Here is a 22,609-nt window from a genome sequence, read left to right as displayed (position 1 = left end):
GACTTAAATCATTTGCGTAATCTGTTCTGATAAAGTGGTGAGCCGTGGAGGATTTGGACCTGAGATCCGCTACCGAGGCGTTGTAGAAGCGTATCTTAGTTCTTTTGTACCGTGACCATTCGAACAGCATTGAAGCCCATTCCGACCCGTCTGCCCATTTTGACGTTCGGGACTGGTTACACAAAGTCTGGAGTGTGCGGAAATCAAACCTTTTCTTAGCTCTCGTTGATTGGCGAGGAGACTATTCCCGGCATTGACTATCCTGTGGACACAAAAATCTCTATAAAATGATGTTGTTGTTTGTCGTTTTTGAAAAAGATGAAAACACGATGCGTTCAAGTATACGAAGCTTTTTGATCGTTCTGACCTGCTTTGTTGGGCTAACAGCTCCCCGCGTTTTGCATGCTTGTACGGTGTGCGTAGAGCTTCCAAAAGCTTCTATTGCTGATCACGTCCTTGCTGCCGAGGTCATCGTATTGGCTGGCCCCACGTCAGGGAACCCATTCAAGTTCTCAATTAGACGAGTCTTAAAGGGCTCGGACGACAGGTTAAAAGAAATTCCCGAAATTCCGTTTCTGGTTGATAGCGTAACGAGGCGCGCATTCCGCTCTGATCCAACGAATACGGTTCTTTTCACATATGGAGCAACGCGCACAGACAGAGCCGGGCGCAGTTTTTCGAGGGGATGGAAACGCATATTCACGATGACCCCAGAGCGAAAAGAGTTTATCGGGAAACTTCGCTCCGTCGGTCAGCTTTGGACTTATGGAGAAACGGATAGCTCTGACCGAATTTCGTTCTTCTCTGACTATCTGTGGCACTCTGATCACGTATTACACAGCACTGCCTTGGTTGAAATTGGTCGAGCACCCTACGACTTGGTGCGCCCGATAGGAGACAGGGTTTCAACGAACCAGATCTTGGAAGAGCTCAATAGACTGGATCGCTTTGTCTACAGGCCCACCGTCATACGCCTGCTTGGCCTGCAAAGCGACACGCATGCCCGCTCAATCGTACGTCAGCGATACATCAAAGCACTAAATAACGGGGGCCTAAACGCATTTGAATGGGCGCTTGCTGGCATAGAGGCAGACGGAGCATTGGCAATCAAATCGATTGATCTGGTACTTCAAGGTAATCAAATGACGGATGATGACAAATGGGCGTTCGTCCGGGCTTTAACAGAGGCTGGATCGTCTCAGCCGAGGTTCAGAGGTGAGATTATCGCAATCCTATTAACGGTTCTGGAAAGAGATCGTACCCTCGCGGCTCGGATTGCTTTCGCTACGCGAAATTGGGGACAGACCCCACTGCACCAACAGTTCAAGGCCATTGCCGATCACGAACTAACAGACCCGGCAACAGAGTTTGTTCTAAATATGGTTCTGGATCAGGAAGTGGCGGTTGAGTAACCTAACTTGATGTTTTTCAGAATCTTAAAGCTGTTCGCTATGCGGATATGGGCCTCGCCTCTTTCCGGACCATTGAAAACCTTACAAACTGGATGACAAAACGATCCAAACCATGGCGCATTGCCATGCGGTCGTAGAACAACAACACCAGAAACCGTGTTACATTGCTTCTGTTAGACAAACCCCGATGGCAGAAGACCAGAGATCACTCACACACAACATTGTAGAAAGGAAAAAAGTGGTGAGCCGTGCAGGATTCGAACCTGCGACCCACTGATTAAAAGTCAGTTGCTCTACCAACTGAGCTAACGGCCCACTCTTTTGTCTGGATCCTTCGATCCGTGGCGCTCTCTAAGGCATTTTCCCGATCGGGTGCAAGTCCTTATTTCACGCGTCGTTTCGCCTGTAATTTCTTACGTTCCGGCGACCCGATAGGCGGCCTAATTAGGCAGGGGACGCAGGGGGGTCAACCCCTTTTTTCAGGAATCTGCGCGATAGGGTGGATTCATTTCAAAGGCAGGGTTATATGCCCGCCATGCAACGAATACTGACTTCGGGTTTGCCCTTCATGAAGATGCACGGGCTGGGCAATGACTTTGTCATTGTGGATGCGCGTGCGCAAAGCATTGACCTAACACCAGCCCTGGCAAAGGGAATCGGGCACCGTCAGTTTGGCGTCGGCTTTGATCAGTTGGCAGTCATCGAAAACGGCGAATCGGATGCGCATCTGGTGTTCTACAACGCGGACGGGTCGACTTCGGCCGCGTGCGGCAATGCCACGCGCTGCATCGCCCGCTTCCTGATGGAGGAAACCGGCAAGCCCGAGCTGACCCTGACGACGGAACGCGGCACGCTTTATGCGCGCGACTCGGGCAACGGGCTGACCTCGGTCAATATGGGCCCGCCGCAGCTGGAGTGGCACCAGATCCCGCTGGCCGAAGAGGTTGATACGCTGGAACTGCCCATCGAAGGCGGGCCTTCGGCGACCGGAATGGGCAACCCGCACTGCACCTTTTTTGTGGACAATGCCGAGGCAATCCCGCTGGAAGAATTCGGATCGCGCTACGAATATCACCCGCTTTATCCCGAACGCACAAACGTTCAGGTGGCGCAGATCATCGGCCCCGATCACATCCGTATGCGCGTGTGGGAGCGCGGCGTGGGCATCACGCTGGCCTCTGGCTCGTCCTCCTGTGCCACAGCGGTGGCGGCTGCACGGCGCTGCTTGACCGGGCGCAAGGTGCAGATCGAACTGGACGGTGGCACGATCTGGATCGACTGGCGCGAGGATGGCGTCTGGATGACCGGCCCCACGGCCCATGTCTTCTCGGGCACGCTGACCCCTGAGTTTCTGGGGGCTCTGGGATGAGCGCGCCCAAGTTCACCACTCTGGGCTGCCGCCTGAACGCCTATGAGACCGAGGCGATGAAAGAACTGTCGCAACAGGCGGGTCTGTCGAACGCCGTGGTGGTGAACACCTGCGCCGTGACGGCCGAGGCCGTGCGTAAAGCCCGGCAGGAAATCCGCAAGCTGCGTCGCGAAAACCCCGATGCGCGCCTGATCGTCACCGGCTGCGCCGCCCAGACCGAACCCGAAACCTTCGCCAAAATGGACGAAGTCGATGCGGTCATCGGTAATACCGAAAAGATGCAGCCCGATACATGGAAAGGCATGGCCGCCGATTTCATTGGTCAGACCGAGGCGGTTCAGGTCGATGACATCATGTCCGTGACCGAGACCGCAGGTCACCTGATCGACGGCTTCGGCACCCGATCCCGCGCCTATGTGCAGGTCCAGAATGGCTGTGATCATCGTTGCACCTTCTGCATCATTCCCTACGGGCGTGGCAACTCGCGCAGCGTGCCTGCGGGCGTTGTGGTGGACCAGATTAAGCGGCTGGTAGATCGGGGCTACAATGAGGTTGTGCTGACCGGCGTCGACCTGACCTCATGGGGTACTGACCTGCCTGCTCAGCCGAAGCTAGGTGATCTGGTGATGCGCATCCTCAAGCTGGTGCCGGACCTGCTGCGCCTGCGGATCAGCTCGATCGACTCGATCGAGGTGGATGAAAACCTGATGCAGGCCATCGCGACCGAACCGCGCCTGATGCCGCATTTGCACCTGTCGCTGCAACATGGCGACGACCTGATCCTGAAACGGATGAAACGCCGCCACCTGCGCGACGACGCCATCCGCTTCACCGAAGAGGCCCGCAAGCTGCGCCCTGACATGACCTTTGGCGCGGATATCATCGCAGGCTTCCCCACCGAAACGGACGCCCATTTCGAAAACTCGCTGAAACTGGTCACGGAGTGCGACCTGACCTGGCTGCACGTCTTTCCCTATTCCAAACGCGAAGGCACACCGGCCGCCCGTATCCCACAGCAAATCAACGGCAACATTGTCAAAGCCCGCGCCGCCCGGCTGCGCGCCGCCGGAGAGGTTCAGGTCGCCGAACACCTGACCGCCCAACTGGGTAAAACCCATCACATTCTGATGGAGAACCCGCATATGGGCCGTACCGAGCAATTCACCGAAGTCACCTTCACCACCCCCCAACCCGAAGGGCAGATCGTCACCGCCACGATCACCGGTCACACGAGCAGCCAACTCAAAGCCTGATCCGCCTTTCATCTGGCCATAAATATCTCGGGGATGAATTGGCCACAGGCCTAGAAGGGGCTGGCCCCTTCACCTCGCCTGCAACAAAAAACCCCCGCAACCGGATGGCGCGGGGGTTTTCAATTTCAGCGGTGCAAAAGCCTTAATGCTGACGCTTGCCTTTGACACCGGCCCACAGGCGCTTGTTCACCAGGTACAGCAGCACGGACAGAACCGACAGGAAGATCACGCCCACAAAACCGGAATACTTCCGCTCCATCATCTTGGGCTCAGCCGTCCACATCAGGAAGGCCGCAATATCCTCGGACATGGCTTCGACCGTGGCGGGGTGGCCATCGGCGAATTCAACCTGATCATCCGACATAGGAGGTGCCATAGAAATCCAGCCACCGGGGAAAGCCTTGTTCTCATAGAGAATGGTGCCGGCCTCTTCTTTTTCCTCACCGGTATAACCGTCCAGCAGTGAGGCGATGTATTCCGCACCCCCCATGCCTTTGAACAGCTGGTTGATCCCCAGACCGTATGGGCCGTGGAATCCGGCACGTGCTTTAGCCATCAGGCTCAGGTCCGGTGCGCCGACGCCGGTATTGGCCGGGAAGTGGTCTGTCGGGATGGCCGCACGGAAATCGTCCAGCTCGGGATCGAACACTTCGAAGTTCTCTGCCGAATAGGCGATCACTTCTTCTTCCGAGTATCCCAGCGCTTCCAGATCACGCAGAGGTACATATTGCAGGCCGTGGCAGGCCGCGCAGACCTCGGTATAGATCTGAAGACCGCGCTGCAGCTGGTTTTGATCCCAGGTGCCAAACGGCCCTTCGAACGAGAAGTGGAAATCCTCGATATGCTGCTCGCCGCCACCTGCCGCGAAAGACGCAGCAGGGGTAAGGGCCAAGGCAAAAGCGGCACCGATTGCAAGTTTCTTGAACATGTTTCCGGTCCCTCTTCTTACTCGGCCGGCGTGGCGTCGGCGTCAGCCTTGCCATAATGCGCGTTGAAGTCTTCTTCGATCGTCTCCGGCTGTGCATCGGGCTTTTCGATTACACCCAGGATCGGCAGGATCACGAAGAAATAGGCGAACCAGTAGGCGGACGCGATCAGCGAGAAGGTCGCATAGGGCTCCTCGGCGGGCATCGCACCCAGCCACATCAGGGCAAAGAAGTCGACGATCAGCAGGTAGAACCACCATTTGAACATCGGACGGTATTTGCCCGAACGCACGGTCGATGTGTCCAGCCACGGGGCCAGCGCCATCGCCAGGATCGCACCGAACATCGCCAGAACACCAAAGAACTTGGCGTCGATGATGCCGCCGGTGATGAAGCTGGCGAATTGCACAACCCAGACCTCGCCGGTGAAGGCACGCAGGATCGCGTAGAATGGCAGGAAGTACCATTCAGGCACGATGTGTGCCGGCGTGACCAGCGGGTTGGCTTCAATGTAGTTATCGGGGTGGCCCAGATAGTTCGGCATGAAGCCGACAACCGCCCAGAACACGACCAGGATCACGGCCAGTGCGAACAGATCCTTGATCACGAAATACGGCCAGAAGGGCAGAGTGTCTTTCTCGGCATCAGCTTTCGACGTACGGCGAACCTCAACACCCGTGGGGTTGTTGTTGCCGGTGGTGTGGAAGGCCCAGATATGCACGATCACCAGCGCCGCAATCACGAACGGCAGCAGATAGTGCAACGAGAAGAAGCGGTTCAGCGTAGCGTTATCCACCGCGGGTCCACCCAGCAGCCACGTCTGGATCGCGTCACCAACGAAGGGGATCGCGCCAAACAGTCCGGTGATCACGGTCGCTCCCCAGAAGGACATCTGACCCCAGGGCAGAACATAGCCCATGAAGGCAGTACCCATCATCATCAGGTAAATCAGCATCCCGATGATCCACGTGATCTCACGCGGGGCTTTGTACGAGCCGTAGAACAGGCCACGGAAGATGTGGATGTAGACCGCAACAAAGAACAGCGATGCGCCGTTCATGTGCAGGTAGCGCAGCATATAGCCGCCATTCACGTTGCGCATGATGTGCTCGATGCTGGCAAAGGCCAGATCAACATGCGGGGTGTAGTGCATCACCAGAACGATACCGGTGACGATTTGCAGCGCCAGGCAGAACGCCAGGACGATGCCCCAGATCCACCACCAGTTCAGGTTCTTGGGGGTGGGGATCATGATGGTGTCGTAAATCAGGCCGACGATGGGCAGGCGGCTGTTCAGCCATTTCTCGCCGTTTGTCTTCGGCTCGTAATGATCGTGGGGAATTCCGGACATCTGGGTCTCCCTTAGCCGAGTTTAATGGTGCTGTTGTCTGTCCATTCCGCAGGCGGAACAGGCAGGTTTTCAGGCGCGGGGCCTTTACGGATTCGGCCAGCCAAGTCGTAGTGCGAACCGTGGCAGGGGCAGAACCAGCCGCCAAAGTCACCGGCATCACCCAGCGGCACACAGCCCAGGTGCGTACATACGCCCATCTGAACCAGCCAGGCGCCGGGGGCTTCGCCCTCGGGCGAGGGCATGACGCGGTTTTCGTCGGTCGCGGGCGCATCAGCCGGTTGGTTGAAGTTGCGCGCCAGCGGATCGGGCAGCGCATCCAGACCTTCGGCGTCCTGCTCTTTGGCCTCTTGGATCTCGGCACCGGTGCGGTGACGGATAAAGACGGGTTTACCCAGCCATTTCACAGTCAGCTGCGTCCCCGGCTCAACGCCGCTCACGTCCACACGGATCGAGGACAGCGCCTGAACGTCTGCCGAGGGATTCATTTGGTTGATCAGGGGCCATACGGCTGCACCCGTCGCAACGACACCTGCGCCGCCAGCGACGTAGTAGAGGAAATCTCTGCGGGTGCCTTCGTGGTCTTCTGCGTGGGACACGAGGTTTTCTCCGATTCCGGCGCCCGGAGGATACCGGGCAAACATGCATCAGCACCGCATCAAAGCGGCGTCTCATCGCGGCTATCTATCCGGGAGAAATCGGTTCGTCCAGCGGTCATAGGCGCGCACTACGCCGCATCTGGGCATTCATGTCACAACGTCAGGGTATTTTTTCAAGGTCCGGGCCGGTTTGACCGGAAAAATCCACCTTTGCCCGCCCACGTCTGCTTGGGGTGATTCGGTTTGCTTTGGGCACGCCCGTCACCCTGATGGGTCTCAGTATTCTGGCCGGAGATTTCAGGTGAAATCACCCATAATTTTCCTGATTTTGGTCATGAAAATTTCAACTTTCGCCAGATTTGACCCAGCTAAATATATGAGTTCAAATTAGATATTTCAGAACGCCCGGGTGAGACGCGATTTCGATTGCACTTCAAAGATGAATGCAAGAAGGCGCGGGCAAGGACAATTCTCAGCAGGACGCATCCCATGCCCAAATTTCCCCTGATCACGTTTGTTTTCGCTCTGTCGCTGTCCTCGCAGGTCAGCGCCGCCGGGGACGCAGCCAAAGGAAAGGCGCTTTATAACCGGTGTTCCTCGTGCCACGCGATCATTAAGGGTGATGAGGTTCTGGTCAAAGGTGGAATCACCGGACCGAATCTATTTGGCGTGGTCGGGCGCGTTGCGGGTACAGAAACTGACTACTTGAATGGAAGCGAACGCCTGCCTATTGGCATGTTCACCGATGATATGATCCGCGCTGGACAAGAGGGGCTTGTCTGGACCGAAGACAACATTGCCGCCTATTCAAAAGATCCGATCCGCTTCATCAAAAACTACCTGGACGACGAAACCGCCCGCCCCAACATGAGCGTGCAGCTGAAAAAAGGTGCCGAAGATATCGCCGCCTATCTGGCCACCTTCAGCAACTGACCCTAGCGCTGGCCGCGCATCAGCGTGGCCAGCTTTGCCAAGTCCACCCCGATCCCACCGCCGACCTGATCCGCCGCCGCGAAGCGCACAGCATCGGGTTTGTTCTGATTCAGCTTCCAGGTGCCCTGAATATCATCCACCTGTATCCGACAGGGCACGATCATGCGCATCATTCGATCCAGCGCCTCGGGCGTCATCTTGTCTGTTGTCCAGGGTGGTTTGGGCAACAGCCGCTGCTCATAAAAGGCCGACTGGCGGTCCAAAAGGCCCTGCAACTCTTCGTGCGGCCGCAGTTCCAGCATTCCCGTCAGATGGACCGCAACATAATTCCACGTCGGCACCTGATCTTCGACCCCGTACCAATCGGGTGAGACATAGCCGTCCGGCCCGGTGACGGCGATTTTCGCCGCGCGCGGTTCTGTCAGCGCGCGGACAATCGGGTTCGACCGCACAAGATGCAATTCAGCGAACGTGCCATCTTCGCTCAGCAGGAAAGGCACATGACTGATCAAAGGAGCGCCTTCGGTGGACAACGCCAACACGCCAAAGGCCCGCGCGCGGGCAAATTCGACACTTAAGGCCTGATCTTCAGAGCGGAAAGCCGGGTTTGGGTGCATATCAAATCTCCTAACGGAACGCCTTGCAGATTCGCAGCGATCTTGGCAAGGTCCGCGTCGTTCTCAGGGCGGGGTGAAATTCCCTACCGGCGGTATGCGGGCGCTGACCCGTAAGCCCGCGAGCGGCCTCAGTACACGAGGTGACAAGCAGATCTGGTGAGAGGCCAGAGCCGACGGTTAAAGTCCGGATGAAAGAGAACGTGCAGCGTGCCAACCGGCGCGGCTGTTCGTGATCGCCTTGGGTGACGTGTCTGTTTTGCTAAGGAGATCACAAATGACACACACCCGCTATGCTTTCGTCAAAGCCAACTGGCATTCCGATATCGTCGATCAGGCGCTGGAAGGGTTCCAACAGGTCATCCCAGCCGACCAGATCGACGTCTACGATGTCCCAGGCGCGTTCGAAATGCCCCTGCTGGCGCGCGATCTAGCGCAAACCGGGCGCTACGCGGCCGTCGCCTGCGCCGCCTTTGTAGTGGATGGCGGCATCTACCGGCATGATTTCGTGGCACAGGCCGTGGTCGACGGTTTGATGCGCGCTGGGTTGGACACAGGTGTGCCGGTCCTGTCGGTCTCGCTGACCCCGCACCAGTATCAGGAAACCGACCATCACAACGCCATCTACCGCGCCCATTTCGTCGAAAAAGGCCGCGAGGCCGCCCAGGCGGCTCTGACAATCACAAAAACCCGCGCCTCAATCGTACAAGCGGCCTGATCGTTCTTCTGTTCGAAAATACCTCGGGGGAGTCGCGCCCGCGCGACGGGGGCAGCGCCCCCTTCCCCCGCTTTCCGCATGCAAATCCGCTTGAGGCCAAAGACACTCCCCGCTAATCACAATTTCCAAAGGAGCACGCCCCATGTCGATGAACAGCTTTGGACACCTCTTCCGCGTCACCACTTGGGGTGAAAGTCATGGCCCCGCCTTGGGCGCCACGGTGGATGGTTGCCCTCCGGGTGTCGCCATAAACGAAGCCATGATCCAGCACTGGCTGGACAAGCGCAAACCCGGGCAGAACAAGTTCACGACCCAGCGCCGTGAGCCCGATCAGGTTAAAATCCTTTCAGGCGTGTTCGAAGGTCAGACTACAGGCACCCCGGTTCAGCTGATGATTGAGAACACCGATCAACGTTCGAAAGACTACGGCGACATCATCGACAAGTTCCGTCCGGGACATGCCGATATCACCTACTGGCAGAAATACGGCATCCGCGACTATCGCGGCGGTGGGCGCAGCTCGGCCCGTGAAACCGCGTCGCGCGTCGCGGCCGGAGGGCTGGCACGTGAAGCGATCAAGCAGATCGCGCCCAACGTGCAGATCACAGGCTACATGACCCAAATCGGCCCACACAAAATCGACCGCGCCAATTTCGACTTGTCGCAGATCGAACAGAACCCGTTCTGGACACCTGACGCCCAAGCCGCCGACGACTGGGCCGCCTATCTGGATGACCTGCGCAAATCCGGCAACTCGGTTGGCGCTGTGGTCGAAGTCGTGGCGCGCGGCGTCCCCGCCGGGCTGGGCGCGCCGATTTATGCCAAGTTAGACACTGATCTGGCCGCCGCGATGATGTCGATCAACGCCGTCAAAGGGGTCGAGATCGGCGAAGGGATGGCCGCTGCCGAACTGACAGGTGAGGCCAATGCCGATGAGATTTTCATGGGTCAGAATGGCCCGCAATACAGCTCCAACCACGCGGGCGGTATTCTGGGCGGCATCTCGACCGGGCAGGACATCGTGGTGCGGTTTGCGGTAAAGCCTACTTCGTCGATCCTGACCACGCGCAAGACGATCACCAAATCGGGTGAGGAAACCGAGATCATCACCAAAGGCCGCCACGACCCCTGCGTTGGCATCCGTGCCGTCCCAGTGGGTGAGGCGATGATGGCCTGCGTGATTCTGGACCACCTGCTGCTGCATCGCGGTCAGATCGGAGAAAACCGTGGACATATCGGCTGATCTGCGCAGCCGCCTGCGCGCTGTCGTGGCGCAACGCATGGAAACGGACCCGGCCCATGATCTGGCCCATCTGGACCGTGTCTGGGTAAACGCTCGGGCCATTTCCGATGACCAGACTGACATGACTGTCCTGCTTGCCGCCAGCTATCTGCACGATCTGGTCAACTTGCCAAAAGATGACCCGGATCGCCATCTGGCCTCGCGCAAGTCCGCATCGGAATCAGAGCCTATTCTGACGAGTTTCGGCTTTAGCCGCGCCCAGGTTTACGCCACCAAACATGCCATTGAGGCACATAGCTTCTCGGCCAATATCCCGCCCGAGACGCCCGAGGCACGCATCCTGCGCGATGCAGACAGGCTGGATGCGCTGGGTGCCATCGGGATTGCACGGAACTTTTCGGTCTCGGGCGCATTGGGGCGCACGCTCTACGATGCAGCCGATCCGTTTGCGGCTGATCGCGCGCTGGATGATCTGCACTATTCGCTCGACCATTGGAAAGTGAAACTGCTGAGCTTGTCTGATGACATGCTGACTGAAACCGGGCGGCAGATCGCAAAAGCAAGGACCGCGCGTATGATCCGTTTTCTGCACGAGTTCGCCGAGGAAATCGGCAGTGACCTGCCGCGCACGTGGATAAACGGCGACGCGACCGGTTGATCTTTGCCCGTTAAAGGCGCAGGGTCCGGCCCATGGCAAAATCCTTAACATCGCATCGACCCGCCCTGGCGGTGGGTCTGAAGCTGGGCGCATTGTTCCTGTTCACGGCTATGGCCGCATTGGTCAAAGCGCTGTCGGATACGTTCCCGCCGGGCGAGATGGTCTTTTTCCGCTCGCTCTTTGCCATCCCTGTGATCATTGGCTGGCTGCTCTGGCGTGGAGAGCTGGCGCAGGGGTTGAACACCCGAAAGCCGATGGGCCACGTCTGGCGCGGTGTTCTGGGAACTTCGGCCATGGGGCTGACCTTTACGGGGCTGGCCCTGCTGCCTCTGCCCGAGGTCACGGCCATTGGCTACGCCACGCCGATCTTCACGCTGATTCTGGCGGCCGTCATTCTGGGTGAGCGCATTCGCATGATCCGTATCGGCGCGGTCAGTCTGGGGCTGCTGGGCGTTCTGATCATGATCTGGCCTCGGCTGGGCGGCAACAACATGGAAAGCACGGCAAGCCTCGGCGCGCTATGCGTTCTGGTTGCCACGATGGCGCGAGGATTCGTGCAAATCCATATCCGACAACTGGTTCAGGTCGATCACCCCGCCGCCGTGGCCTTTTACTTTTCTGTCACGGCAACGCTGCTGTCCGCCTTGACGGCATTTTGGGGATGGACCGCGCCCACGCTTGAACAGACCCTAATATTGGCTCTTGTGGGGCTGACAGGAGGGGTTGCACAGATATTGGTCACGACGTCCTACAAGTTCGCGCAAGCCTCGATGCTGGCACCTTATGACTATACCACGATGCTGTTTGCGGTGGTCATCGGCTATGTCTGGTTCGACGAGCTGCCGACTTTGGTCATGCTGGGTGGGGCAGCGTTGGTTATCGCGGGAAATGTGGTGGTGATCCTGCGCGAACGGCAACTGGGGCTGGAGCGTGCAAAAGCGCGTTCAGTCACGGATCCCAAGGGCTGATCTTTACCTTTCGCGAACTTCACCTAGGTTGGGCGCAACACAAGGAAAGGTTCCCACCATGAGTGATGCGCAGGATCACAAGGAAAAGATGCAGAAGGTGCAGGCCCAGCACCGCAAGAAAGTCTCCGAGGCCGTAGACCCCGAGCGCGGGCTGGTCCTGATCAATACCGGCAAGGGCAAGGGTAAATCCTCGGCTGCGTTTGGTGTGGTCATTCGGGCGCTGGGCTGGGGCCAGGAAGTTGCCGTTGTGCAGTTCATCAAGGGTAAGTGGAAAACGGGTGAGCGGCGTTTCTTTGAAGAACGCGATCTGGTCACATGGCACACAATGGGCGAGGGCTTTACCTGGGACACGCAGGACCGAGAGCGTGACATCGCCGCGGCCAACGCCGCCTTTGGCAAGGCGTGTGACCTGATGGCCAGCGGGCACTATGACCTGGTGGTTTTGGACGAGATCAACATTGCCCTTCGGTACGAGTATCTGTCGGTCGAGCAGGTCATTGATGGGCTGAATGCACGCTCGGACAAAACCAGCGTGTTTCTTACGGGCCGCGACGCGCCGCAGGCGCTGCGTGACTATGCAGATCTTGTCACCGAAATGACGGAAGAGAAACACCCGTTCCAAGCTGGTATCAAAGCCCAGCGCGGCGTGGATTTTTAAGTGTTGGAATGACAGAGCGCCCCTGATCATAAGTCTGGGGCGCTCTGATCCCATTAAATTGCGCGAGACTTTGGGTCCAGCGTGATCGACCACAGTTCGGTATCGGCGCGGTCCATCAGACGCACTGTCATCTGCTCGGTGGCTCCGTCGATATCCACCAATCCAAAGAACTGCAGACCGGCGCTGGGGGGTAGATTGACACCTTGTCCCTCGGCCGGGGCTTTGACGAATTTGACCTCGGGGCCGAAGGTCCCATCCAAGGCGTTCGGCCCAAAAGTTCCGGCATGCAGCGGGCCCGAGACGAATTCCCAGAATGGCTCAAAATCCTGGAATTGCGCTTTGTTAGGGTCGTAATAGTGCGCGGCAGTATAGTGAACGTCAGCGGTGAACCAGACCGTATTGGTGATCCCGGCGGTTTTGATAAATTGCAGCAATTCGGCAATCTCCAACTCGCGCCCTTTGGCGGGGCCGCTATCACCGTTTGCGATGGCTTCGGCCCCGGCTTGTTCCCGCCAGTTGTCCCAGACGATCAGACCGATTGGCATGTCGGATGCGATAACCTTCCACGTCGCCTCGGACGCGGCCAGTTCGCGTTTCAGCCAAGCCAGTTGCTCGGCCCCCAGAATGCGGGACTGATCAGTGATCTCATCCTCCATCGAGGCCCCGTTCGGCCCGCGATAGCTGCGTAGGTCCAAAAAGAACACGTCCAGCATTGGACCATATGCGATCTTGCGATACACCCGCCCCGGCTCGGCCGGGGTGATGCGCAGCGGTGTCATTTCGTGGAAGGCACGGGCAGCGCGGGATTGCAGCACGTGCACCGATTTCTCAGAATAGCGGTCGTCCGAGATCAGGTCTTTCGCATCCGACCAGTTGTTCACGACCTCATGGTCATCCCACTGAAAGAAGGTCGGGCAGACGGCGTTCATAGAGCGCACATGCTCGTCCATCATGTTGTATTTCCACTGACCACGGAATTCGTCCAGCGTTTCAGCCACTTTGCGTTTCTCGTCGATCAGGGTTGTGTTTTTCCAGATCAGTTGATCGCCCTTGACGACCTCATCCTGCATCGGACCATCGGCATAAATCGTGTCGCCCGAGTGGATGAAGAAATCGGGCTTGTGCTGCGCCATGGTGGCGTAGGTGCGCATCCCTTCGTCGTCGATGCCCCAACCCTGCCCAGCGGTATCGCCCGACCAGGCAAAGCGGATATTCCGGCGTGAGGTCGGTGCAGTGCGAAATTGGCCAATAATAGGCTCTGATATGGCGCTAATGTCGTGTAGATCCGCTGCGGTAAACCGATAGAAGATGTCCTGATCCGACGGCAACCCGTCGACCAACCGCTTGATGGCCAAGTCGCTGTTGGGGATTGCATCCATAGGGGTCAGTTTGCGCGCATCGGTAAAGCTCTCGGTGGTCGAGACCTCCATCATCACGCGAGCCGGTCGATCGGTGCGAGTCCAGATCATACCCGAGGTGGTGTCAACATCACCCGACTGAACGCCGTGGGTGAAAACCGGGCGCGAGGATGCGCGGCTGATGGCTGGCATAGACAGTGATGCGGCGAAGGCGGTGCTGCCAGCCAGAAAGGCTCGGCGATTGGGGCGTAGGATTCGGGTCATTTGGGCTCTCCTGTCTGGTGGTCCTTAGGGACCACGCGATTGGTGAGCGGCAGTGAGCCGCCTGTTTGTAAAACAAGCGGCTCAGTTTTTTGAAAGTATCACGATGATATTGTGACACTTGTGGACAAGGTGCTTAGGCCGTGACGTCCTGTTCCGGCGCGCTGAGTGCGATCACCACAACAACTGCCGCACCGTTCACCCAGTAGAATACCGCATCCAGGCCGGAAAATCCAAGCAGGCTGGGCGCAGCAAGGAAGGTCAACCCGACCAGAAGATCGACTGTCAGGTGCAGTTTATAGGGCAGCACACGCCAAATCCCCAGATGGTGATCTGTCAGCACGGTCAGCACAAATGCGGCGACGCCGGTCACGACCGACAGCCACAGCGCCAGCGGGTTGGATTGGCCTAGACCCAGTATGAATGGCAAGGTCATCAGCGCAATGGCAACGGGGTAATCCAGATAGGCGTGAATGTTGCGGGTCACGAAACGGGCAGACATGGAAGGTTCCTTTCCTTAGCTTGGTATGAGTCCAAGTTAGATCAGTAATCCCGAACGTATCAGTCCGGATCGTTCGCGTGATATTGCAGATCGTCCAAAATTACGTCGCTTCAGTGCATGGCTCGATAAGCCGCCGGGGACAGACCGACCTGCTTCTTGAACACGCGCGAGAATGCGGCTTCGGACGCATAGCCCACTTCTGCAGCTGCATCCGCGACGTTCCAGCGGCTTTCTGTCAGACCGTGGCAGGCGATCTGCATGCGCCAGTCGGTCAGGTATTGCATCGGAGTCGTACCCATCTTTTCGGCGAATAATTGAGCAAAGGCCGTGCGTGACATCCCGGCCTCGCGCGCCAGCAACTCAACGCTCCAATCCTGCGCCGGGGACTGGTGGAACGCCGTCAGCGCGCGTGAAACGCGGGGGTCTGCAAACCCGGCCAAGGCAGATTCGCTGGGGCTTTGATGTTCCAAGTGGGCGCGGATGGCTTGGGCAAACAGCACTTCGGATAGTTTCAGCGCGATCAAATCGCCGCCAATGCGGGCGCCGCTGACTTCGGACCCGATCATGCGCAGAGTCGACTCGATCCAGGCTCCGGCCTCTTCGCCATAATTCTCGATTAGGATATAGGGCGGTAGCCGGTCGATCAGCATATGCCCCGTGCCCTGTCGCCCCGGCGGGCCGGTGAACGAGAAATGCCCGCAGATCAGCTGCGTATCCCGGCTTTTGTCCTCGCCGCCATAGACCAGAACGCCGTCACCCTGATAGCCGGATTTTTCCAGCACCTCTTCCAAAGGCAAAGCGTCCAGCGGTTTAACCTCATTGCAGAGCAGAGCATGCGCCGACCCGTGCGGAATCAGGATCAGGTCGCCTTGCCGTAGCCGCAGTGTTTCGCCGGTGGTCGAGACATGCACCTTCAGCTCGCCCCGCTGTACAAAGTGAAACCGGGCCACGTTTTCGAAGGCTGGCACCTGGACGCCAAAGGGCGGCGTGAACGATGTGCGGAAGTAGAACGTGCCTTTTAGGGACAGGCGAGTGAGGATATCGCTGAGCAGGTCTAACATATGCTTAACCTAAACGATTATGCACATACATCCATGGGTTCGAACGATCTGCAATAAATCCCGCACGTTTGGCAAAAGAAAACCCCCGCGGATCCGTGGGGGTTCGTTAGAATTGGTTGTTTGGGATCAGGCGCGGACCAACGCCTCATAGTCCGAGGCGATCTCGCGGGTGAGGTCGCCTACCTCGAAAGTATAATCGCCAATTTGCCCGACCGGAGTGACCTCGGCCGCTGTACCGGTCAGCCAGCATTGTTCGAATTCGGCCATTTCCTCGGGCTTGATGCGGCGTTCGTGGACAGTGATGCCCTTGTCTTTCAGCATCTGAATGACGGTCTGGCGGGTGATGCCGTTCAAAAAGCAGTCGGCTAGAGGGGTGTGAACCTCACCATCTTTGACGAAGAAGACATTGGCGCCGGTAGCCTCGGCCACATAGCCGTTGTAGTCCATGAACAAGGCATCCGAGCATCCCTTGGCCTCGGCTTTGTGCTTGGAGATGGTGCAGATCATGTAGAGACCCGCCGCTTTTGCGTGAACCGGGATGGTTTCGGGGCTGGGGCGTTTCCATTCTGCGATATCCAGCTTCGCACCCTGCATCTTGGCGTCGCCGTAATATGCGCCCCAAGGCCAGACAGCCACGGCCATCCGCACCGGGTTCTTGGCTGATGCGACGCCCATATCCTCACCCGAGCCGCGCCAGACCAGAACGCGCACATAGGCGTCCTGCAGTCCGCTGGCTTTCAGGGTTTCTTCCTTGGCGGCCTCGATATCGTCCACCGAATACGGCATTGGCATGTCCAGAGCCTCGGCCGAGGCGATCAGACGCTCGGAATGTTCGCGGCTTTTGAAGATTTTGCCGCCATAGGCGCGTTCGCCCTCAAAGACCGAAGACGCATAGTGCATCGCATGGGTCAGGATGTGTACATTGGCCTCGCGCCAGGGCACCAGTTTGCCATCCAACCAGATGACACCATCACGATCATCATATCCCGACATGCGAAACCTCCTGAACCGGGCTGAAATTTCCGATTGTTGCGTTATTTAAGTCCGAAGCGGACATAATGTTGCGCAAAAACTGCGATTCGATACCTGTCTGCCCTTGGAATGTCAATAACGCTGACATAAACTCGACCCAAGTAACGAATGAGGCACAAGATGTCCGACACCCGTCCCGCCCAGGTCTTTGGCGGAGAAAGCCTGCTGTTTCTGACGGATGAGCAGTTACGGCAAGGGATTGAGGCGATGTTTTTCGCGTATCGCGGGTTTACGGCGGACCCTGATCGTATCCTGTCCGAACTGGCCTATGGTCGCGCGCATCACCGGGCCATTCATTTCATCAACCGGGCTCCGGGAACCACGGTGAACAATCTGCTGGCCATATTGGGCGTGACGAAACAGTCTCTGAACCGGGTGTTGCGAACCTTGATTGACGACGGGTTGGTCGAAAGTCGGGTGGGAACGGTGGACAAACGTGAAAGGCACCTATTTCTGACAGAGAGAGGCCGAGAATTGGAGACTACATTGTCCGAGGCGCAGCGCGTTCGGATGCGGGCGGCGTACAAGGAAGCGGGCCCCGAGGCCGTTTCAGGGTTTCGTAAAGTGCTTGAAGCGATGATGGATGCTGATATGCGTCATGCATACAGGAAATTGCGGGATACCACCTCATGAGCGATATGGACGCGCATCTGCTGATCGTTGACGATGACGAACGCATTCGGGATCTGCTCAAGAAGTTTCTGATGCGGAACGGGTTTCTGGTGACGTCGGCCCGTGATGCAGCCCACGCGCGGCGGGTGTTGTCGGGGTTGGATTTCGACATGATCGTGCTGGATGTGATGATGCCGGGCGAAGATGGTGTCAGCCTAACGAAGGCGTTGCGCGAAACCCATTCGACGCCGATCCTGTTGCTTACCGCGCGCGGCGAGACCGAGCATCGGATCGCGGGGCTTGAGGCTGGGGCCGATGACTATTTGGCCAAGCCGTTCGAACCCAAGGAATTGTTGCTACGGATCAACGCGATCCTGCGTCGGATGCCCGAGACACCTGCGCAAGAGACGGTTAGCAAGATCCTGAACCTCGGACCCATCCGCTATGATGTTGAGAAGGGCGAGATGTGGCAGGGCGAAGAACCCGTGCGTCTGACGGCTACGGAAAGTCAGTTGATGAAGATTTTCTCAGCCCAACCGGGTGAGCCGATCAGCCGGTCGAAGCTGGTTGAAGATTTGGGCCGCGACAAAGGCCAGGCGCAGGAGCGCGCGGTGGACGTGCAGATCACCCGTTTGCGGCGCAAGATCGAACAGGACCCCAAGCAGCCGCGGTATTTGCAAACTGTGCGCGGTGCAGGGTACATGTTGGCCCCGGACTAAGGGCCGCTGCGCGGCGATTTTTTGCCTTCGGCGAGGATATTTTTAGCCAGATGAAGATGGGATCCTGATGAAGACTGCGCTTTTGACTCATGCGGATTGTCTTGGACATGTGACGCCGGACGGCCACCCTGAGCGGGTCGCGCGATTGGAACATATTCTGCATGCCTTGGAGCCGCTGGATTTGGATCGCAAGACTGCGCCTTTAGCAGCAGATGATGATCTGCGGCGTATTCACCCGGACAGCTATATTGAAGACATTCGGCGCAGCGCGCCTGTGGACGGGTTTCGGCAGATCGACGGCGATACATTCATGTCGCCGGGGTCGGTGAGCGCGGGATATCGCGCGGCGGGGGCGGCTGTTCGGGCGGTGGATTTGGTGCTGGGTGGTGAGGCGCCGAATGCGTTTTGCGCGGTGCGGCCTCCGGGGCATCATGCTGAGACGGACACTGCCATGGGGTTTTGCTTATTCGGCAACGCGGCTCTGGCGGCGAAACATGCACTGGACCATCACGGGCTGAGCCGCGTGGCCGTTGTGGATTTCGACGTGCATCACGGCAATGGCACGCAGGATCTGCTGTGGGACGAAAAGCGCGCGTTGGTTATTACCAGCCAGCAGATGCCCTTGTGGCCGGGGTCCGGGCGCCCCGATGAAACCGGTGCTTATGACACGGTGCTGAATATCCCTCTGGCACCTGGTACAGGTGGGGCCGAGATGCGTGCGGCCTATGAACGGTTGGCCTTCCCGCGTCTGCGTGCCTTTGCACCTGAGCTAATTGTCATCTCGGCCGGGTTTGACGCGCATCAGGATGATCCGCTGGCCGAATTGAACTGGTCCACCGGGGATTTTGCCTGGCTCACGTCAGAGCTGTGCCAGATCGCGGCAGAGCTGTGTGAGGGTCGTATCGTCTCGACTCTGGAGGGCGGGTATGATCTGAAAGCCTTGGCCGAGGCCACCCGTGCTCATGTGGAAGAATTGATGAAGGCAGCCCAATGACCGAGACACCCGTTGACCAGATGACATTCGAACAGGCCATGAAAGAGCTGGAGGCCGTGGTTGGTCAGCTTGAGCGTGGAGATGTTGCATTGGACCAATCCATTGCTCTGTACGAACGCGGGGCGCAGCTGAAGAAACGCTGCGAGGATGAGTTGAAGCGGGCCGAGGAAAAAGTGGCGGCGATCACGCTGGATGCCGAAGGTCAGCCGACCGGGACCACGCCTGTCGAAGGTCAGTAAATGTTTCGAGACAGACTGGCGCAGGATGCCGCGCTTATTCAGAACCATTTTGATAAGGTTCTGGGGGCGCTGGACAATCTGGATGTGACCCAGGCGATGGCCTATGCCACCAAGGGCGGCAAAAGGCTGCGCGGATTTTTGGTATTGGAAAGTGCGCGGTTGCATGGTGTTGAGACTGAACGAGCCATTTGGCCCGCGACGGCTATCGAAGCGCTGCACGCGTATTCGCTGGTCCATGATGATCTGCCTTGCATGGATGATGATGATCTGCGCCGGGGGCGGCCCACGGTTCATGTGAAATGGGATGAGGGTACGGCCGTTCTGGCCGGGGACGCGTTGCAGACGCTGGCGTTTGAGCTTTGCGGGAACACGCAGGTTGGCGAGGCCTCAATTCGCGCAGATTTGACGCTAACGCTGGCGAGAGCAAGCGGTGCGCAAGGTATGGTGCTGGGGCAGGCGCTGGATATCGCGGCGGAAACGGCGGAGGCTCCGCTGACGCTGGAACAGATCACGCGGTTGCAGGCGGGCAAAACCGGGGCTTTGATCGAATGGTCGGCCTGTGCGGGCGCGAGGTTGGCGCAGGTGGACGCGGACCCGCTGCGCCACTATGCCCGTGCTCTGGGCCTTGCCTTTCAGATCGCGGATGACATTTTGGATGTTGAGGGCGATGCCGAAAAAGCCGGAAAGCGCCTGCAAAAGGATGCAAAGGCGGGCAAGGCCACCTTTGTCTCGCTGCTAGGGCTAGACGCCGCAAAGACCCGCGCAGCAGAGTTGGTGGATCAGGCCTGCGCTGCGCTGGATGGCTATGGAACTGCTGCTGAAACCTTGAAGGACGCCGCCCGCTTCGTTATTGCCCGGGACAGCTAAGCCAGGAACGCGCCATATGTCTGACCGCCCGAATACGCCCCTGCTGGACCTCGTGAGCCGCCCTGCGGACCTCAAGCAGTTCACGGATTCACAGCTGCGGCAGGTCGCGGATGAATTGCGGGCTGAGACCATCTCGGCCGTTTCCGTCACCGGCGGGCATTTGGGCGCAGGTTTGGGTGTCGTCGAGCTGACCACCGCGCTGCACGCCGTCTTTGACACCCCGCGCGACAAGATCATCTGGGATGTGGGGCACCAGTGCTATCCTCATAAAATCCTGACCGAACGGCGCGACCGGATCCGCACACTGCGCATGAAAGACGGGCTGAGCGGGTTCACAAAGCGCAGCGAAAGCCCCTATGACCCGTTCGGGGCTGCACATTCCAGTACCTCGATCAGTGCTGCGCTTGGGTTTTCCGTCGCGCGCGATTTGGGCGGTATCACACCCGAAGGGTTGGGCGATGCGATTGCTGTGATCGGCGATGGGTCGATGTCCGCAGGCATGGCGTTCGAGGCGATGAACAATGCGGGCCACCTGAAAAAACGCCTGATCGTAATCCTGAACGATAATGAGATGAGCATTGCGCCCCCGGTTGGTGCGCTGTCCAGCTATCTGTCGCGGATTTATACCGAAGCCCCGTTCCACGATCTGAAAGCCGCCGCCAAAGGCGCGGTGTCCCTTCTGCCGGAACCCTTCCGCGAAGGGGCGAAACGCGCCAAAGAGATGCTCAAGGGCATGGCCATGGGCGGCACGTTTTTCGAGGAGCTGGGATTCTCGTACATCGGTCCCATCGACGGGCATGACATCGACCAGTTGCTGCCGGTGTTGCGTACCGTCAAGGCACGGGCGACCGGGCCGATCCTGATCCACATCCTGACCAAAAAGGGCAAAGGCTATGCCCCCGCCGAGCAAGCCCGCGACAAGGGGCATGCAACCGCGAAATTCGACGTAGTGACGGGCAAACAGCACAAAGCGCCATCAAACGCGCCGTCCTATACCTCGGTCTTTGGCAAGACGTTGGTGGAAGAGGCCGAGCGCGACGACAAGATCGTGGCTGTGACTGCGGCGATGCCAGATGGCACTGGGTTGAACCTGTTTGCAGAACGCTACCCCTCACGTTGTTTCGACGTGGCGATTGCTGAACAGCACGGCGTGACCTTTGCCGCCGCGCTGGCTGCGGGCGGGATGAAGCCGTTCTGCGCGATGTATTCGACTTTCCTGCAGCGCGGTTATGATCAGGTTGTGCATGACGTGGCCATTCAACGCCTGCCGGTCCGGTTCGCCATCGACCGCGCGGGGCTTGTGGGGGCCGATGGCGCGACGCATGCAGGATCGTTCGACATCGCTTATCTGTCCAACCTGCCGGGCATGGTGGTGATGGCCGCCGCCGATGAGGCCGAGCTGATGCACATGGTCGCCACCGCCGCTGCGCATAACGAAGGCCCCATCGCGTTCCGCTATCCGCGGGGTGAGGGTGTAGGCGTCGACCTTCCCGAGCGCGGGGAAGTTCTGGAAATTGGCAAAGGTCGCATCATCCAAACCGGCGCGCGGGTTGCGCTGCTGTCCTTCGGCACCCGTCTGGCCGAAGTTCAAAAAGCGGCCGAGGCGCTTACCGCTAAGGGTATCACGCCGACGATCGCCGATGCGCGTTTTGCCAAACCGCTGGACCGCGACCTGATTCTGGATCTGGCCGCCAATCACGAGGCGCTGATCACCATTGAAGAAGGGGCGATTGGCGGCTTTGGCAGCCACGTGGCGCAATTGTTGGCGGATGAAGGCGTGTTTGATGCGGGTCTGAAATACCGTTCGATGGTGCTGCCTGACATCTTCATCAATCAGGCCAGCCCTGCGGATATGTACGCGGTAGCTGGTATGAATGCCGAGCAGATCGAGGCCAAAGTACTGTCGGTTCTGGGCGTGGCCACAATCGGCGAAAAGCGCGCCTGATCTCTGTTTTCGCAGAAAATGGTGCCTATAGATGGCACTGAACAAAGTAGTCACCAAGCGTCAAATCCAATGAGCCTCCTTCTCGGATCAACTGACGTTTCCTGTAACTCGCGAGGCGTCTTCAATGATACCACTACAAGCTCACTTCGGTGTCTCGCCAAAGTAACCCCCAAAAAATGCGATCATCGCTAACAACACACCAACCAATATCACGATCACAAGCAGTGCTCCGCTACCTTTGGCAAAATATCCCAGTGAGACTAGGCCAACCACGAAGATGCCGACCAGAAAGTAGAGTACTGTATTGTCCATCTTTACCC

General features: G+C 58.2%; 24 protein-coding genes, 1 tRNA gene and 1 riboswitch. Of the genes, 15 read left to right on the top strand and 10 right to left on the bottom strand.

Annotated elements, in window-relative coordinates; genetic code table 11:
* Positions 1-290: 290 nt before the first annotated feature.
* Positions 291-1,412 (top strand): hypothetical protein, encoded by a 1,122-nt coding sequence (locus tag ACR0CA_RS17680; RefSeq protein WP_480900441.1) that lies wholly within the window; start codon positions 291-293, stop codon positions 1,410-1,412.
* 239 nt (positions 1,413-1,651) lie between these two features.
* On the opposite strand, the gene ACR0CA_RS17675 is transcribed toward ACR0CA_RS17680, so the two are convergent.
* Positions 1,652-1,727 (bottom strand) — tRNA-Lys (locus ACR0CA_RS17675).
* A 211-nt stretch (positions 1,728-1,938) separates the two neighbouring features.
* Between ACR0CA_RS17675 and dapF the strand changes: the two genes are divergently transcribed.
* Both dapF and mtaB read left to right on the top strand, forming a co-directional pair.
* The gene (gene dapF, locus ACR0CA_RS17670) at positions 1,939-2,781 is read left to right on the top strand and encodes a diaminopimelate epimerase (protein WP_480900439.1); all 843 of its coding nucleotides are present in this window, start codon (positions 1,939-1,941) and stop codon (positions 2,779-2,781) included.
* Positions 2,778-4,034 carry a tRNA (N(6)-L-threonylcarbamoyladenosine(37)-C(2))-methylthiotransferase MtaB gene (gene mtaB / locus ACR0CA_RS17665; protein ID WP_170770778.1) on the top strand — a complete coding sequence of 419 codons (1,257 nt, stop codon included), beginning with the start codon at positions 2,778-2,780 and terminating at the stop codon, positions 4,032-4,034. Before dapF ends, mtaB begins: the two co-directional genes overlap by 4 nt.
* A 142-nt stretch (positions 4,035-4,176) precedes the next feature.
* On the opposite strand, the gene ACR0CA_RS17660 is transcribed toward mtaB, so the two are convergent.
* From ACR0CA_RS17660 to petA, 3 genes are read right to left on the bottom strand one after another with little or no spacing between them, the layout of a single operon-like run.
* Positions 4,177-4,962, bottom strand: coding sequence for a cytochrome c1 (locus ACR0CA_RS17660; RefSeq protein ID WP_480900437.1), 786 nt, complete (start codon positions 4,960-4,962; stop codon positions 4,177-4,179).
* Between the two features lie 17 nt (positions 4,963-4,979).
* On the bottom strand, positions 4,980-6,311 hold the full coding sequence (gene petB / locus ACR0CA_RS17655) for a cytochrome b (protein ID WP_170770774.1): 1,332 nt from the start codon (positions 6,309-6,311) through the stop codon (positions 4,980-4,982).
* Between the two features lie 11 nt (positions 6,312-6,322).
* Positions 6,323-6,907 carry a ubiquinol-cytochrome c reductase iron-sulfur subunit gene (gene petA / locus ACR0CA_RS17650; protein WP_170785419.1) on the bottom strand — a complete coding sequence of 195 codons (585 nt, stop codon included), beginning with the start codon at positions 6,905-6,907 and terminating at the stop codon, positions 6,323-6,325.
* Between the two features lie 489 nt (positions 6,908-7,396).
* Between petA and ACR0CA_RS17645 the strand changes: the two genes are divergently transcribed.
* Positions 7,397-7,840, top strand: a complete 444-nt coding sequence (locus ACR0CA_RS17645; RefSeq protein WP_480900434.1) for a c-type cytochrome — start codon at positions 7,397-7,399, stop codon at positions 7,838-7,840.
* Between the two features lie 2 nt (positions 7,841-7,842).
* Here ACR0CA_RS17645 and ACR0CA_RS17640 read toward each other — a convergent pair whose 3' ends face one another.
* Positions 7,843-8,457 (bottom strand): FMN-binding negative transcriptional regulator, encoded by a 615-nt coding sequence (locus ACR0CA_RS17640; RefSeq protein WP_480900433.1) that lies wholly within the window; start codon positions 8,455-8,457, stop codon positions 7,843-7,845.
* 55 nt (positions 8,458-8,512) lie between these two features.
* Positions 8,513-8,661: riboswitch (FMN riboswitch) on the top strand.
* Between the two features lie 70 nt (positions 8,662-8,731).
* Between ACR0CA_RS17640 and ACR0CA_RS17635 the strand changes: the two genes are divergently transcribed.
* From ACR0CA_RS17635 to cobO, 5 genes are all read left to right on the top strand, one after another.
* The gene (locus ACR0CA_RS17635; RefSeq protein WP_170791567.1) at positions 8,732-9,172 is read left to right on the top strand and encodes a 6,7-dimethyl-8-ribityllumazine synthase; all 441 of its coding nucleotides are present in this window, start codon (positions 8,732-8,734) and stop codon (positions 9,170-9,172) included.
* Positions 9,173-9,314: 142 nt separating this feature from the next.
* Positions 9,315-10,415, top strand: coding sequence for a chorismate synthase (gene aroC / locus ACR0CA_RS17630; protein WP_170791569.1), 1,101 nt, complete (start codon positions 9,315-9,317; stop codon positions 10,413-10,415).
* The gene (locus ACR0CA_RS17625; protein WP_480900431.1) at positions 10,399-11,073 is read left to right on the top strand and encodes an HD domain-containing protein; all 675 of its coding nucleotides are present in this window, start codon (positions 10,399-10,401) and stop codon (positions 11,071-11,073) included. The genes aroC and ACR0CA_RS17625 overlap by 17 nt, the downstream gene beginning before the upstream one ends.
* A 32-nt stretch (positions 11,074-11,105) precedes the next feature.
* Positions 11,106-12,041: a DMT family transporter gene (locus ACR0CA_RS17620; RefSeq protein ID WP_480900429.1), complete on the top strand. Its 936-nt coding sequence runs from the start codon at positions 11,106-11,108 to the stop codon at positions 12,039-12,041.
* Between the two features lie 58 nt (positions 12,042-12,099).
* Positions 12,100-12,699 carry a cob(I)yrinic acid a,c-diamide adenosyltransferase gene (gene cobO, locus ACR0CA_RS17615; RefSeq protein ID WP_480900427.1) on the top strand — a complete coding sequence of 200 codons (600 nt, stop codon included), beginning with the start codon at positions 12,100-12,102 and terminating at the stop codon, positions 12,697-12,699.
* Between the two features lie 53 nt (positions 12,700-12,752).
* Here cobO and ACR0CA_RS17610 read toward each other — a convergent pair whose 3' ends face one another.
* The 4 genes from ACR0CA_RS17610 to ACR0CA_RS17595 all read right to left on the bottom strand — a co-directional run bounded on the left by ACR0CA_RS17610 (position 12,753) and on the right by ACR0CA_RS17595 (position 16,874).
* A complete protein-coding gene (locus ACR0CA_RS17610) occupies positions 12,753-14,321 on the bottom strand; it encodes an alkaline phosphatase D family protein (RefSeq protein WP_480900425.1) in 1,569 nt (522 codons plus the stop codon).
* Between the two features lie 133 nt (positions 14,322-14,454).
* Complete coding sequence (locus tag ACR0CA_RS17605; protein ID WP_170770758.1) at positions 14,455-14,820, bottom strand: SPW repeat domain-containing protein; 366 nt, start codon at positions 14,818-14,820, stop codon at positions 14,455-14,457.
* Positions 14,821-14,930: 110 nt separating this feature from the next.
* Positions 14,931-15,881: an AraC family transcriptional regulator gene (locus tag ACR0CA_RS17600; protein ID WP_170785404.1), complete on the bottom strand. Its 951-nt coding sequence runs from the start codon at positions 15,879-15,881 to the stop codon at positions 14,931-14,933.
* A gap of 126 nt (positions 15,882-16,007) precedes the next feature.
* A complete protein-coding gene (locus tag ACR0CA_RS17595) occupies positions 16,008-16,874 on the bottom strand; it encodes a branched-chain amino acid aminotransferase (RefSeq protein ID WP_170785402.1) in 867 nt (288 codons plus the stop codon).
* Positions 16,875-17,033: 159 nt separating this feature from the next.
* Here ACR0CA_RS17595 and ACR0CA_RS17590 point away from each other — a divergent pair, with 159 nt between their 5' ends.
* The 6 genes from ACR0CA_RS17590 to dxs all read left to right on the top strand — a co-directional run bounded on the left by ACR0CA_RS17590 (position 17,034) and on the right by dxs (position 22,289).
* Complete coding sequence (locus tag ACR0CA_RS17590; RefSeq protein WP_170770752.1) at positions 17,034-17,546, top strand: MarR family winged helix-turn-helix transcriptional regulator; 513 nt, start codon at positions 17,034-17,036, stop codon at positions 17,544-17,546.
* Positions 17,543-18,244: a response regulator gene (locus ACR0CA_RS17585; protein WP_170770751.1), complete on the top strand. Its 702-nt coding sequence runs from the start codon at positions 17,543-17,545 to the stop codon at positions 18,242-18,244. Before ACR0CA_RS17590 ends, ACR0CA_RS17585 begins: the two co-directional genes overlap by 4 nt.
* A 67-nt stretch (positions 18,245-18,311) precedes the next feature.
* Positions 18,312-19,238: a histone deacetylase family protein gene (locus ACR0CA_RS17580; RefSeq protein WP_480900422.1), complete on the top strand. Its 927-nt coding sequence runs from the start codon at positions 18,312-18,314 to the stop codon at positions 19,236-19,238.
* Positions 19,235-19,477 (top strand): exodeoxyribonuclease VII small subunit, encoded by a 243-nt coding sequence (locus tag ACR0CA_RS17575; RefSeq protein ID WP_480503546.1) that lies wholly within the window; start codon positions 19,235-19,237, stop codon positions 19,475-19,477. Before ACR0CA_RS17580 ends, ACR0CA_RS17575 begins: the two co-directional genes overlap by 4 nt.
* The gene (locus tag ACR0CA_RS17570; RefSeq protein WP_480900419.1) at positions 19,478-20,344 is read left to right on the top strand and encodes a polyprenyl synthetase family protein; all 867 of its coding nucleotides are present in this window, start codon (positions 19,478-19,480) and stop codon (positions 20,342-20,344) included.
* A gap of 16 nt (positions 20,345-20,360) precedes the next feature.
* Positions 20,361-22,289, top strand: coding sequence for a 1-deoxy-D-xylulose-5-phosphate synthase (dxs, locus tag ACR0CA_RS17565; RefSeq protein ID WP_480900418.1), 1,929 nt, complete (start codon positions 20,361-20,363; stop codon positions 22,287-22,289).
* Positions 22,290-22,430: 141 nt separating this feature from the next.
* Here the strand turns inward: dxs and ACR0CA_RS17560 are convergent, their stop codons facing one another.
* Entirely contained in the window at positions 22,431-22,601 is a 171-nt protein-coding gene (locus ACR0CA_RS17560; RefSeq protein WP_170425586.1) for a hypothetical protein, read from the bottom strand.
* Positions 22,602-22,609: the final 8 nt, after the last annotated feature.

Source organism: Ruegeria sp. F12 (genome assembly GCF_056533885.1).
This window is presented reverse-complemented; position numbering and strand designations above follow the sequence as displayed.